This is a genomic window from Pseudomonas uvaldensis (assembly GCF_021271205.1).
Classification (GTDB): domain Bacteria; phylum Pseudomonadota; class Gammaproteobacteria; order Pseudomonadales; family Pseudomonadaceae; genus Aquipseudomonas; species Aquipseudomonas uvaldensis.
In genome coordinates, this window is the sequence record NZ_JAIWKS010000004.1 from 454582 (window position 1) to 471344 (window position 16763).

Sequence of the window (16763 nt, forward strand, 5' to 3'; positions counted from 1 at the left end):
TCGACTGATCCACCGCATTCGCGAGCAAGCCCGCTCCCACCCAGTTCAAGGCGTCATTCGGGCACGGAATAAAAACAAGAGTGAAACGACAGAACGCAGTAGCTCTATAACCATTTCGCTTCAAAGGAGTAACACACATGATTCCGGTGATCTTGTCAGGTGGTAGCGGCTCACGTCTTTGGCCGCTTTCGCGCAAGCAATTCCCTAAACAGTTCCTGGCCCTGACCGGGGAACACACCCTGTTCCAGCAGACCATCGAACGCCTGGTGTTCGAAGGCATGGACACGCCCATCGTGGTTTGCAACAAAGACCACCGTTTCATCGTCAACGAGCAGTTGAGCAGCCGCAATCTGGAAGCCCAGCGCATCCTCATGGAACCGTTCGGGCGCAACACCGCGCCGGCCGTGGCGCTGACGGCGATGATGCTGGTCAATGAAGGTCGCGATGAGCTGATGCTGGTGCTGCCTGCCGACCACGTCATCGAAGACCAGAAAGCCCTGCAACGTGCCCTGGCCCTGGCCACCGTGGCCGCCGAGCGTGGCGAAATGGTGCTGTTCGGCGTACCGCCCACCAAGCCGGAAACCGGCTACGGCTACATCAAGTCGACCAACGATGCACTGCTGCCGGAAGGCGTGAGTCGCGTTTCGCACTTCGTTGAAAAACCCGACGCCAAACGCGCCGCGGAATACCTCGAAGCGGGCGGCTATTTCTGGAACAGCGGCATGTTCCTGTTCCGCGCCAGCCGCTTCCTCGAGGAGCTCAAGAAACACGATCCGGACATCTACGACACCTGCCTGCTGACCCTGGAGCGCAGTGAACAGACGCCGGACACCATCACCCTGGACGAAGCCACCTTCGCCTGCTGCCCGGACAACTCCATCGACTACGCGGTGATGGAAAAAACCCAGCGCGCCTGCGTCGTACCGCTGTCGGCCGGCTGGAGTGATGTCGGCTGCTGGGCGTCGCTGTGGGAAGTCAACGCAAAAGACCCCAACGGCAACGTCACCAAGGGCGATGTGGTGATCCAGGACAGCCGCAACTGCATGATCCACGGCAACGGCAAGTTGGTGTCGGTGATCGGCCTGGAAAACATCGTGGTGGTCGAAACCAAGGACGCCATGATGATCGCCCACAAGGACAAGGTCCAAGGCGTCAAGCAACTGGTCAACACCCTCAACGCACAGGGGCGCAACGAAACCCAGAACCATTGCGAAGTCTACCGTCCGTGGGGTTCCTACGACTCGGTGGATATGGGCGGGCGCTTCCAGGTCAAGCACATCTCGGTCAAGCCGGGCGCATGCCTGTCGTTGCAGATGCACCACCACCGCGCCGAACACTGGATCGTGGTCAGCGGCACCGCCGAAGTGACCTGTGACGAGAACGTGTTCCTGCTCACCGAAAACCAGTCGACCTACATCCCGATCGCGTCGGTTCACCGTCTGCGCAACCCAGGCAAGATCCCGTTGGAAATCATCGAAGTGCAGTCCGGCAGCTACCTGGGCGAAGACGACATCGAACGCTTCGAAGACATCTACGGTCGCTCCACCCCGATCGAACGCGGCGTGTCGGTGAAAACCATAGCGCAGTAACGTTCGGCCCCAAACGAAGCCCCCATCCAGCCCACTGCGTCCCTATCCGCAGTGGGTTGGGTGGGGGCTTTTTTTACAGGATCATGCCGCAAGCTTCCGGGCGGCGGTATTCATCGGCTTTTTGTACCAGCTTTTGACGTTCACCGAGCCTGGAATCTTGATTTCGAGGCTGCCGCCAAAGGCCCGGTCGATCTGCTCGAGCAACGCGGCTGAATCCATCGTCTTGACTTGTACGGGTGAGAGGCCTGAATTGCCCAACAGCAACGCCTTCAGGTCTTTCAAGCGACCTTTCACCGCCGGCACGGCGCCCAGGTTCGCAGCATGCTCGGGATGCAACACGTCAGGGGAGGCGAAAAACTCGACCTGTTCAAAGCCCACCCCCAACGCAGCCTCCAGCGCCTTGTCATCCTCCAGGTCGTATTCGGCAAAATGGGTCGTGGATTGGAGGAACCTGCGTTCGTTTACCTGACCATCCACGGCCAGAAGAAAAAAAGTAAACGCGATGTTTCCCGCTTTCGTCCAGTCTTTCTCGGCAGTATTGCCACCCTTGCCACCCAATTTTTTTATCTCTTGGTAGATCAGCGAAAAGAAGGGCGCGATCGTCTCGAAGGCCGGGGCCTTGCCTCCCTCGCCCGACGTGTAGTGCCTCAACGTGAAACGCTTTTCCTTGGCCTTTTCCAGCATCGAGGGTGGCGCCTTACTATTTTTAAAATTCAATGCATTACCGGTGATATCGGCCATCATCGTAAAGGGCAGCTGCCTGTCCGTGTCGCTGTAGCGATCCTTATAGGTGGCATAAATGCCAATCGCGCTCGTCAATGAAGTATCCGACAGAGCCCCTTCGCCCTGCTCGTCGAAAAACGTCAATGGGTTATTGAGCACCATTCGATAGACATTGAGCCCATCCACTTCACCCGCCGGATCCGGACTCATCCAGCGTTGCAGCCATGGCGCGTAATACCTGAAACCGTAGTAATAGAGCCCCGTCGCATCCCGCTCCTTGCCAGAGTAACGAACCGTTTTATAGCTGACTTCGATCACATCCTCCCCGGCCAGGTAAGCGGTCTCGCCGAAGGGGTAGAAATGCTCTCGACTGATGATTCGCCCATCATGATCCAACTCCAGGCCGACCGAGCCCAAATGATCGGAAAAGCTGTATCGATAATGATCGTTCACCCCCGAAGGGGGTGTTCTTTCCCAGCGCAATACCTGAACGCTGTTGAGCCCGCCCCGGGCCGTAATGACCTGCAGTGATTCGCCGGTGGCACTGTCGGCGCGCAGCTTCAACCCTGGCAGATAACGCACCTCGGCAGCCAACGTCCGGGTTGCGGCTTGCAGCGTGCGAAGCTTGCGCACGCGCAGACCACTGCCATCGTAGACATAAACTTCGCTGTCGTTGCGCCCCGAGGCGCGTTCGATCGAGGTAACCGAGCTCAGCTGATTACGCAGGTCCCAGACCACCAGCCGCCCACCTTCCAATTCCAGGCAGTTACCCTGCGCATCGAATGCTGCGTCGATTTCCTCCTCCGTTGGCGGCGCATCGTCACGGTACGACAGGCAACGATTGCTGTAGCGGGCCGCCTTCATTCGATGCCCATGATGCTGAACACCGACGTGGGTCAGCTCCAACAGATTGCCGCTCTCATCGTAGCGATAGGTCTGCCGATAGTTGCTGACCGCTGCCGGATCGTTACGGCCAACGGACTCGGGTCCCTGGTTCGCACTGCCAGCTTCCCAGCCGGTGGCCTCGATCAGTTGATAGAGCGTGTCGTAGGTAAAACGACTGACGGGCTCGATCCGCTGATTGGCGAAGTAGCGCACCGGCAGCACCCTGTCCTCGATGCCCAGTACATTGCCCATGGGGTCGTAGGCATAGACCAAGTGCTGCAACACTTGATCGCCCCGACGGGCATGACGCTGCGTCAATCGACCGTCCTCGGGGCTGTAGGTCAGCCTGGTCTGCACACCGTTGCCAGCCGTTTCCCGTTCGATCCGGCCCTCGGCGTTGTAACCGATATCAATCACCAGCGGCTGCCACTGACTCTGGCCCTGCAACAACAATTGGCTGCTTGCCAGCCGGCCATCGAGCGTCAGCGTGTGGCGTTGCCGATTGTCCCTGGCATCGAGCTGCTCCAGCACATTGCCTTGCGGGCCCAGGCGCCAGCTCGAGCGGGCCCCCTCGCCTGGCTCGAGCAAGGGCTCGCGGTCGCCTTCAGGTGCCGGCCAGTCGGGTATGGCCGCGTCAAGGACGAAGCGACGTTGCTGATCGAGGTTGTGCCCGAGGAGGGAAAAGGACGTCAGCAACACGCTGCCCGCCGGATCATCGTGACGGATCAACTGCCCGAACTGGTTATGGTCGCGATTGCCCTGGCCCGGATAACCGTACTTCATGCGTTCCACACATCGGTACGGCTGCCCGGTACCCTGCTCGAACACCGCTACGGGACGGAGCAAGTCATCATAGGCCGCTTCCTTTCTCGTTCCACGGCCGTCCCAACTGCGCAAGCCTTCACTCGCGAGCCCTGGCAGATCGATCCGGCGGCCAGCGTCGACGCTGAGGGTAAAGAGCCTGACATCGGATAACGAATACACCATCGAAAGGTTGGCGGGGACGGACTCATCTTCCTGGTACAGACGCCACAAGCGCGGATCCCATTGCCTGGTGGTCCGTCCCGCCGCATCGAAAAGGCTGCGATTGATCCGCCGCTGGGTGGGGCCACTCCCGATGCGGCAATAATCGACCGAGCGGACCGGCAGGTAGCGGGGATCGACGACCGTCAGCCTCGGGGTAGCGTGCTCCATGCTCATCATCCGGCTCTCTTGATCATCGCGTCGCCTCCGTCTCAGCAACATCTAACAAGGGGCGGACACCGATGCCTACTGTCAGATATAACAGTGACGACCGACGGAGCAGGATCGACGAGAATATCCATGGACCGCGCCCTTCGGTAGGATGTGGCGACGGTATCGGAGGCTTCGAACATGCTTATCGGCGTCTTGCTGGTCATCACCTGGCTGATTCTGCTGCTGCGCTACCCGGCCAAGGCGCTGCCAGTGTCAATGGCGGCGTTCGTCGGGCTGGGGCTGGTGGCCGCGTGGGTGATCTGGCAGGAAAACCGCGAAACCCGGCAACTGGCGCGCCTGGAACTGCGCATGACCTATGCTCCCGACCACTGCCCCGCCGACCGACCGCTGCTGCTGAACCTGAGCAACACAAACGATGTGCCGCTGGTCGACCTGAGCTGGCGGGTCACGGCGTACGCGCCCGGTGACACCATCAACCTGGCCGACACCCCCTACAACGCACCGCGCTATCGTGGCCCCGGCCAGTTGCAGGCCGGCGCCCAATGGCAGGATTGCCTGCCCCTGCCACCCCTGCGTCCCGGCTACCGCCCGCAAACACTGGAGTTTCGCGCAGAGCGGTTGCACGGTAGTTTCTCCGACTGACGTCTCTGACTTTTTTACACAAGGAACGCGCCATGCCCGTTGCGTTGATTACCGGTTGTTCCAGCGGCATCGGCCGCGCCCTCGCCGACGCCTTGAAGTCCGCCGGTTATCAGGTCTGGGCCAGTGCCCGCAAGGCCGAGGACGTCGCGGTGCTCAGCGCCGCCGGGTTCACCGCCGTACAGTTGGACGTGAATGACGGCCCGGCCCTGGAACAATTGAGCGAACGGATCAACCAGCAACACGGCGGCCTCGATGTGCTGGTCAACAATGCCGGCTACGGCGCCATGGGCCCGCTGCTGGACGGCGGCGTACCGGCCATGCAGCGCCAGTTTGAAACGAACGTGTTCGCCATTGTCGGAGTGACCCGTGCGCTGTTCCCGGTGCTGCGCCGGGCCAGGGGGCTGGTGGTGAATATCGGCAGTGTTTCCGGTGTGCTGGTCACACCGTTCGCCGGCGCCTATTGCGCCTCCAAGGCCGCGGTGCATGCCTTGAGCGATGCACTGCGCATGGAGCTGGCGCCGTTCGGCATCCGCGTGATGGAGGTTCAACCCGGCGCCATCGCCTCCAGCTTCGCGAAAAATGCCGGCCATGAAGCCGAACAGTTGATCGGCGAACAGTCGCCCTGGTGGCCCCTGCGCGACGGTATCCGCGCCCGGGCCAGGGCGTCCCAGGACAACCCCACCCCGGCCAGCGACTTTGCCGCCGGCCTGCTCAAGGCCATCCAACAACCCAGGCCACCGCGCCTGCTGCGCCTGGGCAACGGCAGCCGGACCCTGCCGCTGATGGCCGGCTGGCTGCCCAAGGGGCTGTTGGAGAAGGGTTTGATGAAGCGGTTTGGCTTGAACAGGTCGTTTTAACGGTGCAAGCAAGGCTGTGGGAGCAAGGCTTGCCCGCGATGACGGCGGTACAGCCAATATCTTCGTCGACTGATCCACCGCTATCGCGGGCAAGCCCAGCTCCCACAAGTCATCGGCTGGCTTCAGCGCTCGGTGTCTACCACCACCGTACACGTCATACCCGCCGCCAACAGCACCCCTTCCGGCACTTCATCGAGATGAATCCGCACCGGTACCCGCTGGGCCAGGCGCACCCAGTTGAAGGTCGGGTTGACGTCGGCCACCAGTTCGCGGCTTGCCGGGTTGTCGCGGTCGTAGATGCCGCGGGAGATGCTTTCCACATGCCCCTTGAGCACCTCCCCGCTCATCAACTGCAATTGGGCCGAATCGCCGACCCGGACCTTGGGCAGCTTGGTTTCTTCGAAAAAGCCATAGACCCAGAACGAATGCATATCCACCACGGCCATCTTCGCTTCGCCGATACGGGCATAGTCGCCCCGGTGCACGTTGAGGTTGGTGACATATCCGTCTACCGCCGCCCGGACTTCGGTGCGCGACAGGTTCAATTCGGCAGCCTCCAGTTGTGCCTGGGCCTGCTGGTAGTCGGCCAGGGCCGAATCAGCGATATTGCTGGCGTCGTCACGGTTTTCCCGGGAGATCACCAGGCTGTCCATATCCGCGCGGCGATGGGCGTTGAGCTTGCGCATTTCCCAGGTAGCCTTGCGCGATGCCACCAGTGAACGGGCCTGCTTGACGGCGATGCGGTAGTGCTCGGGGTCGATGCGCATCAGCAGATCGCCTTTCTTGACCGTCTGGTTGTCACGCACGGGGACCTCCACCACCTCGCCGCTGACGTCGGCGGCCACGTTGATGATGTCGGCCCGCACCCGGCCATCGCGGGTCCAGGGTGTATTCATGTAATGGACCCACAGGGTACGGCCGATCCACAACGCAAGCGCCAGCACCAACAACGTCGCCAACAAGCTGAAGAACTTTTTCATCACATCGATCTCAACGGTAGACCGTCAGCGCCAGCGCGCCAAACAGGCAGGTAAACAGACTCAGGCGCAGCAGCGCCGGGTGCCAGAAGAAGCGGTACAGATCCAACCCCGCGAGGAAGCGGTCCAAGGCCCAGGCCAACGCGGCGGCGATGAAAAACATCAGGGTCATGGTGGGCATGTACACGCCATGGAAGGCGATTTCACGGGGCATGTTCAGGGTCCTGGGGCAGCGAATGGCGATTGCGGGTCAAGCAACGAAGTGCGGATGAAATGCAGGTAGCTCTTCACTCGGCGCAGGGCCGACGTGTCGAAGTGCGGGGCGAAAGGTTCATCGGTCGCCTGGACGCGGCCGATGGCCTGGTCCACGGCCACCAGGGCACGCTCCAGATTGTGCTGTCCAGGCTGACGGAACAGCCGCACCAGCGACCGTCCCATCACGCGGATCGCCTGGCGCCACGGCTGGCTTTCGGCATAGGCCGGATGCACCGGCAGGATCGCTTGCTCCTTGCGTAATTCGATGATCGCGTGCCCGACCTCCAGCACCACCAGCATCCAGCGCAGCAAGTCCCGCTGCACCTGAGGCTGCCCCGCTGCCAGCCCATAGGCCTGGTGCAGCAGATCCCGGGTGCGGCTTTCGAAGCCCGATGCCAGCCCCTTGAGCCTTCCGCTGATGGCGAACACCACCTGCTCGCGCAGATCCTGTTCGAGCCGGCGCCACAGCCAGCGGCTGTTGGGCGGCAGGATGATCGCCCCGGCGGCGGCACACACCAGCATGCCGAGAATCATTGCGAGGTAATCGTTGATGAAGGTGTAGGGGTCGTACACCGTCAGGTTGTCCGGCACCGAGCCGGTGCAGAAAAAAATAAGCAACCCCAACCCGACCCCGGCGTATTTCGGCCGCGAGCTGAGAAACGAGCCGAACATGATCACTGGCGCCAGCATCACGCAAAGCAAGGGAAAGCCATCGATCAGCGGGAAGATGAAAAACATCTCGACGAAACCGACCAGCGCGCCGAACAAGGTGCCACATGCCATCTGGAACGCCATGCGCTTGGGGTTCGGCGTCGCTGCGGACAAGCCCACAGTGGCCGCGGCAATCATGGTCATGGTCGCGCCGCTCGGCCACGCCGTGGCGACCCAGTAACTGCCCAGCACCAACAGAATGAACGCGGCGCGAAATCCCGACGCCGCAGCCGCCAGCCAGTTGGTCTGGGGCACGAACGGCTCGTCCCAGCGCTCCCGTTCGTGGCGGTGGTCGGCCAACGAGGCATGAGTCAGTGCGTAGCCGTGCAGGTCGTCGACAAAGCGATAGAGCAACTCGTAGGCGGTGTGGAAGTCCAGCTGTTGCGCGTCGCTGGGTTGAGTGTCCTGGAACGACGCCCGCAGTCGCCGCACCTGGGCCGGCAGCGCGGCTTTGTACTCGGCCAGCGCCGCCCCCAGGCGCGCCGCATCGGCGTCGGTCAGCCCCCGGTTACTGAAACCGTCGAGCAACTCGGCCAAGGTGTACAAACCGGGTTTGATGGCGTTGACGACGTGGTCCGCCGCGCTACCGCGCAGACGTTCAAGCAACTGGTGCAAGGCGTTGAAGCGCGTGGTGATGCCCATGAACTCGCTGTTCAGGCGACTGAGCCGACCGTTGCGCCGACGCATGTGCGGGTCTTCGAATACGGTGACGCTGCGCAGGCTTTCAAGCCCCACCGCCTCGGCGATGAAGCGCACGTTGCCGGCCTCGAACGCCTCCCGCCGGCTCCGTCCGCGCAACCCGTCGGTGACGAACAGGGCGAACACCCCGAAGCGCTGGTACAGAGCGTTGCGCATCGCGGCACTGGCGGTTTGCGGCAGGATCGCGGCACTGACCAGGGTGGAACAGAGAATGCCCAGGGAAATTTCCAGCACTCGCCAGACCGCCGCCATGAAGGCACCTTCCGGATGGGCCAGCGCTGGCAGGCCGATCATCGCTGCGGTGTAACCGGCCAGTACGAAACCGTAGGCCTTGAAATTGCGCGAACGTGTCGCTCCCGCCGTACAGAAACCGACCCAGATCGTCAGGCAACCCAGAAACCATTCTGTGTTTTGAGCAAACAATGCGATCAACGCCACCATCACCGCCGAACCGGCCAGGGTCCCGAGGAAGCGGTAGAAGCTTTTGGCGAACACCTGGCCGCTCTGGGGCTGCATGACAATGAACACGGTGATCATGGCTGTGCGCGGCTGCGGCAGTTCCAGGCGCATCGCCAGCCACAGCGTCAGGAAGGCGGCTGACAGTACCTTGAACATGTAGACCCACGTCACGCCGTCGCTGCGGACCCAGTCGAAAAAACCGCGGCGCCATTCGAGCCGGTACAGCCAGCGCCAGGGAGCAAGCAAGAACGTCATCGGCACAGACTCAATGATCGAGGGCAGACAGGACGGCCGGCACGTCGCCGCCCGCCTCCAGCCCGCCACCCAGCGCCGTCACGAGGTCCGCATGGGCACTCAGGCGCGCCGCCTCGATCTGCTGCTGCACTTGTTGCTGTTTGAACAACAGACTCTGGGCGTTGAGTACGTTGAGGTAGTCCGTCAATCCGCGTTGGAAGGCCACCAATGAAATGTCGTACGTACGCTGGGCGGCGGCCACCGATTCGGCGGCGAAGGCCTGTTGCTTGTCCATGGATTGGCGACGGATCAATTGATCTGAAATGCTCTTGAGCGCATTCACCAGGGTCTGGTTGTAATGCGCGACCGCGGCGTCATAACCGGCCGCCGCCTCACCCAACTGCGAACGCAGGCGGCCACCGTCGAAAATCGGCAATGAGATCGCCGGTCCGGCACTGTAGGTCAGCTTCTTGCCAGTCAGAAACTCCAGCGCGCCACCGCCGGTCGCCATATAGCCGATGCTGCCCACCAGATCGACGTTGGGATAGAAACCGGCACGCGCCACATCGATACCCCGGGCCTGGGCTGCCACTTGCCAACGTCCGGCAACCACGTCCGGACGCTGGCCAAGCAGTTCGGCGGGCAATGCCGAGGGCAACTTCAACGGTGCGCCGAGGGCCAGGGTCGGCCGTTGCAACCGCGCCCCCTCCCCCGGTCCCTTGCCCGCCAGCGCCGCCAGCTGATTGCGGCTCAAGGCAATGGCTTCGTCGAGGGCGTCGAGTTGACGATGGGTTTCAGGCAGTGGCGCCTGGGCCTGGCTGACCTCGAAGTGAGTGCCGATGCCACCGTCCAGGCGCTTTTGCGCCAGGTCGAGAATCTGCTCCTGCTGACGCAGCGTCGCCGCGACGATATCGCGCTGGGCATAGTGCAGCGAAAACTGGATGTAGGCCTGCACGATGTTGTTCTGCAACTCCAGCTGCGCCTGGCGCCCTTGCGCCACGCTCATGTGCGCCAGATCCACGGCCCGCTCACTGGCGTTGCGTTCGCGGCCCCAGAGATCCAGGGCATAGCTCAGGCCCAGGCCCGCGTTATTGTCCCACGTGGTGGTATTAGCCAGCTCGCCGGGTCCATAGAACTGATCGGTGGGCCAGTTGTGGCGCCTGAGCGTCGTGTCAGCGTTGACTTGCAACGACTCGGCCGCCTCGGCCATGCCGGCCAGAGCCTTGGCCTGACGCACCCGGGCTGCCGCCATGGCGAGGGTCGGGCTGTCTTGCACGGCCAGGTCGATCCAACGATCCAGTTGCGGATCGCCATAGGCTGTCCACCATTGACGGATGGGCCAGTGAGCGTCGTAGGCAGCCTCGCGGATCGCGGCGTCAGTGGCCAGTTGATTGGCCGGCAACGCCTTGTCTTGCGGCGCAATCCCTCCTGTCCCGATGCAACCGCTGATGGCTGACGTCAAAACCCAAACACTGAGAGTCTTCAGCTCTCTGCTGATGCAACGCGGCACTTGCGACAATTTCCTGAGGTGGGCACGGGGAGGTGATGAGCGTGCTTGCCTGTTAACACAATCCTGCGCGAGCAGGCTCGCTCCCACAAAAGTCAGCGCTAGACAGGTCACGACTGCAATGCCGGCAATTCTAGGTACGCCACTCACCGGCGATAAGCCGACCTTTCTGCGATTCTTTGTTACCGTTAACGCGATAATCCATAAGTCGGGGTCCCGTAGCGCTGTAACTTCGTGTCACAATTTGCCACCTCTCAAGAGAACCGTTCATGGACACTTTGCAAAACATGCGTGCGTTCTGCTGTGTTGCCGAAGCCGGCAGTTTCACCGCCGCCGCCGTGCAACTCGACACCACCACAGCCAACGTCTCGCGTGCGGTTTCCAATCTGGAAGCCCATCTGCAAACCCGCCTGCTCAACCGCACCACCCGTCGTATCGCCCTGACCGAAGCCGGCAAGCGCTATCTGCTGCGCTGCGAGCAGATCCTGGCCTACGTCGAAGAGGCCGAAGCCGAGGCCAGCGATGCCCACGCTCGCCCGGCCGGACAGTTGAAGGTCCACACCATGACCGGCATCGGCCAGCATTTCGTCATCGATGCCATCGCCCGTTATCGAAAGACCCATCCGGACGTGACCTTCGACCTGACCCTGGCCAACCGGGTGCCGGACATCCTCGACGAGGGTTACGACGTCTCCATCGTACTGGCCAGTGAACTGCCGGATTCAGGCTTCGTCTCCCAACGCCTGGGCATCACCTACAGCATCGTGTGTGCCTCGCCCGCCTACGTGAAAGCCAACGGCTGCCCGCAGAAGCCCGGCGAGTTGCTCAATCACGCCTGCCTGCGCCTGGTCAGCCCGGTCATCCCGCTGGAGAAATGGGTGTTCGATGGTCCGGAAGGCCAGGAGATGGTTACGATCAACCAGTCGCCGTTCCTGGTGAACTCCGCCGACGCCATGAAAACCGCCATCACCAGCGGAATGGGGGTGGGGGTACTGCCGGTCTACGCGGCCATCGAAGGCCTGCGCAACGGCACCTTGGTGCGGGTGATGCCCAATTACCGTTCCCAGGAACTGAACCTCTACGCCATCTACCCTTCGCGCCAGTACCTGGATGCGAAGATCAAGACTTGGGTGGAGTATCTGCGAGGCTCGCTGCCGGAAATCCTCACGGCGCATCAGGCCGAGCTGACAGCGTATGAGTTGAGCGGCAGTCTGACCGGGGCACGGGTCACGGGTTGAAGTCGTCAGCCCGCGCCCCTGGCGGGCGGCTGCTCAGCGCTTGCCCATGGAGCGACGTGTGCCGGGAGGCGCAGCGCCCGGGGTCTTGGCATGGCCATCTTTCACGCCGTTCCTGTACCACGGCAATTGGCCGGTCCCTTTGGCAGCAGCCAGTTCGCCGGGCTTGAAGGGAAATTTGAACGGCGCAATTGTCGCCTTGGCCTCCCCTGTGTCGGCCGGCCGTGCAGCCTGGTCACCGTTTGGAAGTTCATCCGTGGGCGCAGAAGTCGGGGAAGTCATGTCGAAAGCTCCGGGCAATGCATGCAAGCCGGGCCCGGTGAGCGGGCCACGAAAGGTGCCAGTATACCTGCCCGCTCCGGCGGTGCGTTGGGCAGATGACTTCCTGTGGCGACTCCTCTGACAATGTTAAGGGACAAAACTGACACGCCCGTCAGTTAGCCGTCACCTTCCTGACCGTCTCGCAACGCTATATAAGAAACATAAAAATTCCTTCGTCCGAACCGGCCTTCCCTATTCATGCACATCCAGAAAAAAACCGTCCTGCTTGTCGCACTGCTGGCCGCCCTGGCGACCCTCGTCCTCTGGTTTGCCATGAAACCCGTCACCACCCCGCCGGGCGCTCCCGCCGCCGTTCCGGTTCGTGTGGTCAGCGTGCAACAGAAGGACGTACCCCGCTTCGTCAGCGGCATCGGCACGGTGCTGTCCCTGCACAGCGTGGTGATCCGTCCACAAATCGACGGCATCCTGACCCGCTTGCTGGTCAAGGAGGGGCAACGGGTACAAAAGGGCGACCTGCTGGCGACCATCGACGACCGCTCCATCCGCGCCAGCCTCGACCAGGCCCGGGCCCAGCTCGGCGAAAGCCAGGCGCAGCTGGCGGTGGCCCAGGTCAATCTCAAGCGCTACAAGGCATTGAGCGTCGACGACGGCGTATCGAAACAGACCTACGACCAGCAACAGGCCCTGGTCAATCAGCTCAAGGCCACCGCCCAAGGCAACCAGGCGTCCATCGATGCCGCCGAGGTCCAGTTGTCCTACACCCGGATCCGCTCTCCGGTGACCGGGCGCGTCGGCATCCGCAACGTGGACGAAGGCAATTTCCTGCGCACCAGTGATGCCGAAGGCCTGTTCACCGTGACCCAGATCGATCCGATCGCGGTGGAATTCTCCTTGCCCCAACAGATGCTACCGACGTTGCAACGGCTGATCGCCGCCCCCGAACCGGCCCTGGTCAAGGCTTATATCGGCGCCGATGCCAACCCGGGCGAATTGTTGGGCGAGGGGCGCCTGAGCCTCATCGACAATCAGATCAACGCCAATACCGGCACCCTGCGGGCCAAGGCCGAATTCAACAACGCCGGGCAACGCTTGTGGCCCGGGCAACTGGTCACGCTCAAGATCCAGACCGCCCTCGACAAGGATGCCCTGGTGGTACCGCCCACCGTGGTCCAGCGTGGACTGGAGCAGCACTTCGTGTACCGGGTCGAGGGCAACAAAGTGCAGAGCGTACCGGTAGAGATGGTCTACCAGGACAGCGACATGCACATCATCAAGGGGGTCCACGCCGGTGACCTGTTGGTCAGTGATGGGCAGTCACGGCTCAAGCCGGGAGCCAGCATCCAGGTGCTCAGCGATCCGCCGGCGCTTGCCAGGACATCGGAGTCGCAGCCATGAAGGGCCGTGGCTCGGTCTCGGCATGGTGCATCGATCATCCTGTCGCCACGGTACTGTTGACGTTTGCCCTGGTGCTACTGGGGTGCATCGCCTTTCCTCGCCTGCCCGTCGCGCCGTTGCCGGAGGCGGAATTCCCGACGATCCAGGTCAATGCCCAGTTGCCTGGCGCCAGCCCCGAAACCATGGCGTCCTCGGTGGCGACGCCGCTGGAAGTCCAATTCAGCGCCATCCCCGGCATCACCCAGATGACATCCAGCAGTGCCCTGGGCTCGACCAACCTGACTCTGCAATTCAGCCTCGACAAGAGCATCGACACCGCCGCCCAGGAAGTGCAGGCGGCCATCAACACCGCCGCCGGCAAACTGCCCAATGACATGCCGAACCTGCCCACCTGGCGCAAGGTCAACCCGGCCGACAGTCCCGTGCTCATCCTCAGCATCAGCTCCAGCCTGATGCCCGGCACGGAACTGAGCGACTATGTCGAAACGCTGCTCGCCCGGCAGATCAGCCAGATCGACGGCGTGGGCCAGATCTACATCACCGGCCAGCAGCGTCCCGCGATCCGGGTCCAGGCTTGGGCCGATCGTCTCGCCGCCATCGGCCTGACCCTGGCCGATATCCGCGTGACACTCCAGCAGGCCAGCCTCAACCTCGCCAAGGGCGCGCTTTACGGCGAGTCCAGCATTTCCACCCTGTCCACCAACGACCAGCTGTTCCAGCCAGAGGAATACGGTGATCTGATCGTCTCTTACAAGAACGGCGCACCGGTTCACCTCAGGGACATCGCCAATGTCGTCAACGGTTCGGAAAACGCCTACGTCCAGGCCTGGTCCGACCAGGAGCCCGGCGTCAACCTGGTGATCTTCCGGCAGCCGGGAGCGAACATCGTCGAGACCGTCGACCGTATCCAGGCAGCCCTGCCCACCCTGGAAGCCATGCTGCCCGCCGCCGTCCAGGTCAAGGTGATGATCGACCGGACCCAGACTATCCGCGCCTCGCTGCACGAAGTGGAAATCACCCTGCTGATCGCAGTGTTGCTGGTGGTGGCGGTGATGGCGCTGTTCCTGCGCCAGCTTTCGGCGACTCTGATCGTCTCGGCGGTACTGGGGGTGTCGCTGACCGCCAGTTTCGCCCTGATGTACATCATGGGCTTCAGCCTGAACAACCTGACCCTGGTGGCGATCGTCATCTCGGTAGGGTTCGTGGTGGACGATGCGATCGTGGTGGTGGAGAACATCCACCGGCACCTGGAAGCCGGCGACGGCATGCGCGAGGCGGCAATCAAGGGCGCCGGGGAAATTGGCTTCACGGTGGTTTCCATCAGCTTCTCGCTGGTGGCCGCATTCATACCACTGTTGTTCATGGGTGGCGTGGTCGGGCGCCTGTTCAAGGAGTTCGCCCTCACCGCCACCTCGACCATCCTGATATCGGTGGTGGTGTCACTCACACTGGCGCCCACCCTGGCCGCTCTGTTCATGCGTGCCCCGGTGCACCAGGCACACCGCCAGCCGGGATTAGGCGAACGGCTGCTGGGCTGGTACGAACGGGGCCTGCGCCGGGCATTGGCCCACCAGTCCCTGATGATCGGTGTATTCGGCCTGACCCTGGCGCTGGCCGTGGTGGGTTACATCTTCATCCCCAAGGGCTTCTTCCCCGTGCAGGACACCGGCCTGGTGCTGGGCACCAGCGAAGCGGCGGCCGATGTGTCCTTTCCCGACATGGTGGACAAGCACAAGGCCCTGGCCGAAATCGTCGCCGCCGACCCTGCAGTGCAGACCTTTTCTCATTCCGTAGGCGTTTCAGGCAACAACCAGACCATCGCCAACGGCCGCTTCTGGATCGCCCTCAAGCCCCGGGGCGAGCGCGATGTGTCAGCCAGTGGTTTCATCGACCGGATTCGCCCTCAATTGCAGAAGATCCCTGGCGTGGTGCTCTACCTCAGGGCCGGGCAAGACATCAACCTCAGCTCAGGCCCCAGCCGCGCCCAGTACCAATACGTGCTCAAGAGCAACGATGGGCCGACGCTCACTGCCTGGACACAGAAGCTCACCGAAAAACTGCGCGCCAACCCGGCATTGCGCGACATCTCCAACGATCTGCAACTGGGCGGCAGCATCACTCATATCGACATCGACCGTAGCGCGGCGGCGCGCTTCGGCCTGACCGCCAGCGATGTCGACCAGGCCCTGTACGACGCGTTCGGCCAGAGGCAGATCAACGAGTTCCAGACAGAGACCAACCAATACAACGTCATCCTGGAACTGGACACCCGGCAACGGGGCAAGGCCGAGAGCCTGGCGTACTTCTACCTGCGTTCGCCGCTGAGCGGAGAAATGGTGCCGCTCTCGGCGCTGGCGCGCTTCGATGCGCCCACCAACGGTCCGCTGTCCATTGCCCATGACGGCATGTTCCCGGCGGCCAACCTCTCGTTCAACCTGGCGCCCGGCGTGGCATTGGGGGACGCGGTGCGCATCCTCGAACAGACCAAGAACGAGATCGGCATGCCCGCCGCCATCACCGGCAGCTTCCAGGGCGCGGCACAGGCCTTCCAGAGCTCGCTGGCGAGCCAGCCGTGGCTGATCCTCGCTGCACTGGTGGCGGTGTATATCATTCTGGGCGTGCTCTACGAGAGCTTCGTGCATCCGCTGACCATCATCTCCACCCTGCCCTCGGCTGGCCTTGGTGCACTGATCATGCTCTGGCTGCTGGGCCAGGATTTTTCCATCATGGCCTTGATCGGACTGGTGCTGCTGATCGGGATCGTCAAGAAGAACGGTATCCTGATGATCGACTTCGCCCTCGATGCCCAGCGCAACGGCGGGCTTGCGCCCCAGGAGGCGATTTTCCAGGCGTGCCTGACCCGGTTCCGCCCGATCATCATGACCACCCTGGCCGCCCTGCTGGGTGCCCTGCCGTTGATGCTCGGCTATGGCGCCGGAGCCGAGTTACGCCAGCCCCTGGGCATCGCGGTGGTCGGCGGCCTGCTGGTGAGCCAGGCGCTGACGCTGTTCACGACACCGGTCATATACTTGTGGCTCGAGCGACTGTTCCATCGGCGCCCCCTTCCACCTGAGCCCGCGTCGACAGCGGCGCTGACGACCACAGACTGAGGCGGG

General features: G+C 62.5%; 12 protein-coding genes. 6 read left to right on the forward strand and 6 right to left on the reverse strand.

Annotation, left to right across the window (positions count from 1 at the left end):
- Window positions 1-137 precede the first annotated feature (137 nt).
- Entirely contained in the window at window positions 138-1589 is a 1452-nt protein-coding gene (locus LCU97_RS11755; RefSeq protein ID WP_053146658.1) for a mannose-1-phosphate guanylyltransferase/mannose-6-phosphate isomerase, read from the forward strand.
- An 81-nt stretch (window positions 1590-1670) separates the two neighbouring features.
- Here LCU97_RS11755 and LCU97_RS11760 read toward each other — a convergent pair whose 3' ends face one another.
- Window positions 1671-4397: an RHS repeat domain-containing protein gene (locus tag LCU97_RS11760; RefSeq protein ID WP_232776560.1), complete on the reverse strand. Its 2727-nt coding sequence runs from the start codon at window positions 4395-4397 to the stop codon at window positions 1671-1673.
- Between the two features lie 174 nt (window positions 4398-4571).
- Here LCU97_RS11760 and LCU97_RS11765 point away from each other — a divergent pair, with 174 nt between their 5' ends.
- Together LCU97_RS11765 and LCU97_RS11770 are read left to right on the forward strand one after the other, a co-directional pair.
- Window positions 4572-5036 (forward strand): hypothetical protein, encoded by a 465-nt coding sequence (locus LCU97_RS11765; RefSeq protein ID WP_053146656.1) that lies wholly within the window; start codon window positions 4572-4574, stop codon window positions 5034-5036.
- A gap of 32 nt (window positions 5037-5068) precedes the next feature.
- Complete coding sequence (locus LCU97_RS11770; RefSeq protein ID WP_232776477.1) at window positions 5069-5893, forward strand: SDR family oxidoreductase; 825 nt, start codon at window positions 5069-5071, stop codon at window positions 5891-5893.
- Between the two features lie 122 nt (window positions 5894-6015).
- Here LCU97_RS11770 and LCU97_RS11775 read toward each other — a convergent pair whose 3' ends face one another.
- Genes LCU97_RS11775 through LCU97_RS11790 form a run of 4 tightly spaced genes read right to left on the reverse strand, consistent with a single transcriptional unit; the run spans window position 6016 to window position 10738 of the window.
- Window positions 6016-6873, reverse strand: a complete 858-nt coding sequence (locus LCU97_RS11775) for an efflux RND transporter periplasmic adaptor subunit (RefSeq protein ID WP_232776478.1) — start codon at window positions 6871-6873, stop codon at window positions 6016-6018.
- A gap of 10 nt (window positions 6874-6883) precedes the next feature.
- Window positions 6884-7084 carry a DUF1656 domain-containing protein gene (locus LCU97_RS11780; RefSeq protein ID WP_053146651.1) on the reverse strand — a complete coding sequence of 67 codons (201 nt, stop codon included), beginning with the start codon at window positions 7082-7084 and terminating at the stop codon, window positions 6884-6886.
- Between the two features lie 2 nt (window positions 7085-7086).
- Window positions 7087-9249, reverse strand: a complete 2163-nt coding sequence (locus LCU97_RS11785) for an FUSC family protein (RefSeq protein WP_232776480.1) — start codon at window positions 9247-9249, stop codon at window positions 7087-7089.
- A 10-nt stretch (window positions 9250-9259) separates the two neighbouring features.
- Window positions 9260-10738 (reverse strand): efflux transporter outer membrane subunit, encoded by a 1479-nt coding sequence (locus tag LCU97_RS11790; RefSeq protein ID WP_232776482.1) that lies wholly within the window; start codon window positions 10736-10738, stop codon window positions 9260-9262.
- Between the two features lie 266 nt (window positions 10739-11004).
- Here LCU97_RS11790 and LCU97_RS11795 point away from each other — a divergent pair, with 266 nt between their 5' ends.
- Complete coding sequence (locus LCU97_RS11795) at window positions 11005-11973, forward strand: LysR family transcriptional regulator (protein ID WP_053146646.1); 969 nt, start codon at window positions 11005-11007, stop codon at window positions 11971-11973.
- 33 nt (window positions 11974-12006) lie between these two features.
- Here the strand turns inward: LCU97_RS11795 and LCU97_RS11800 are convergent, their stop codons facing one another.
- Window positions 12007-12252, reverse strand: a complete 246-nt coding sequence (locus LCU97_RS11800; protein ID WP_053146644.1) for a hypothetical protein — start codon at window positions 12250-12252, stop codon at window positions 12007-12009.
- A gap of 237 nt (window positions 12253-12489) precedes the next feature.
- On the opposite strand from LCU97_RS11800, the gene LCU97_RS11805 reads away from it, so the two are divergent.
- Both LCU97_RS11805 and LCU97_RS11810 read left to right on the forward strand, forming a co-directional pair.
- Window positions 12490-13647, forward strand: a complete 1158-nt coding sequence (locus tag LCU97_RS11805; protein ID WP_232776484.1) for an efflux RND transporter periplasmic adaptor subunit — start codon at window positions 12490-12492, stop codon at window positions 13645-13647.
- A complete protein-coding gene (locus LCU97_RS11810; protein WP_232776486.1) occupies window positions 13644-16757 on the forward strand; it encodes a multidrug efflux RND transporter permease subunit in 3114 nt (1037 codons plus the stop codon). Before LCU97_RS11805 ends, LCU97_RS11810 begins: the two co-directional genes overlap by 4 nt.
- Window positions 16758-16763: the final 6 nt, after the last annotated feature.

What these genes read in the sequence shown, in the direction of transcription:
- LCU97_RS11760 (WP_232776560.1), bottom strand. Translation starts at nt 4,397, where the DNA reads ATGAGCATGGAGCACGCTACCCCGAGGCTGACGGTCGTCGATCCCCGC.
- LCU97_RS11800 (WP_053146644.1), bottom strand. Translation starts at nt 12,252, where the DNA reads ATGACTTCCCCGACTTCTGCGCCCACGGATGAACTTCCAAACGGTGAC.
- LCU97_RS11810 (WP_232776486.1), top strand. Translation starts at nt 13,644, where the DNA reads ATGAAGGGCCGTGGCTCGGTCTCGGCATGGTGCATCGATCATCCTGTC.
- LCU97_RS11775 (WP_232776478.1), bottom strand. Translation starts at nt 6,873, where the DNA reads ATGAAAAAGTTCTTCAGCTTGTTGGCGACGTTGTTGGTGCTGGCGCTT.
- LCU97_RS11795 (WP_053146646.1), top strand. Translation starts at nt 11,005, where the DNA reads ATGGACACTTTGCAAAACATGCGTGCGTTCTGCTGTGTTGCCGAAGCC.
- LCU97_RS11785 (WP_232776480.1), bottom strand. Translation starts at nt 9,249, where the DNA reads ATGACGTTCTTGCTTGCTCCCTGGCGCTGGCTGTACCGGCTCGAATGG.
- LCU97_RS11770 (WP_232776477.1), top strand. Translation starts at nt 5,069, where the DNA reads ATGCCCGTTGCGTTGATTACCGGTTGTTCCAGCGGCATCGGCCGCGCC.
- LCU97_RS11805 (WP_232776484.1), top strand. Translation starts at nt 12,490, where the DNA reads ATGCACATCCAGAAAAAAACCGTCCTGCTTGTCGCACTGCTGGCCGCC.
- LCU97_RS11780 (WP_053146651.1), bottom strand. Translation starts at nt 7,084, where the DNA reads ATGCCCCGTGAAATCGCCTTCCATGGCGTGTACATGCCCACCATGACC.
- LCU97_RS11755 (WP_053146658.1), top strand. Translation starts at nt 138, where the DNA reads ATGATTCCGGTGATCTTGTCAGGTGGTAGCGGCTCACGTCTTTGGCCG.
- LCU97_RS11765 (WP_053146656.1), top strand. Translation starts at nt 4,572, where the DNA reads ATGCTTATCGGCGTCTTGCTGGTCATCACCTGGCTGATTCTGCTGCTG.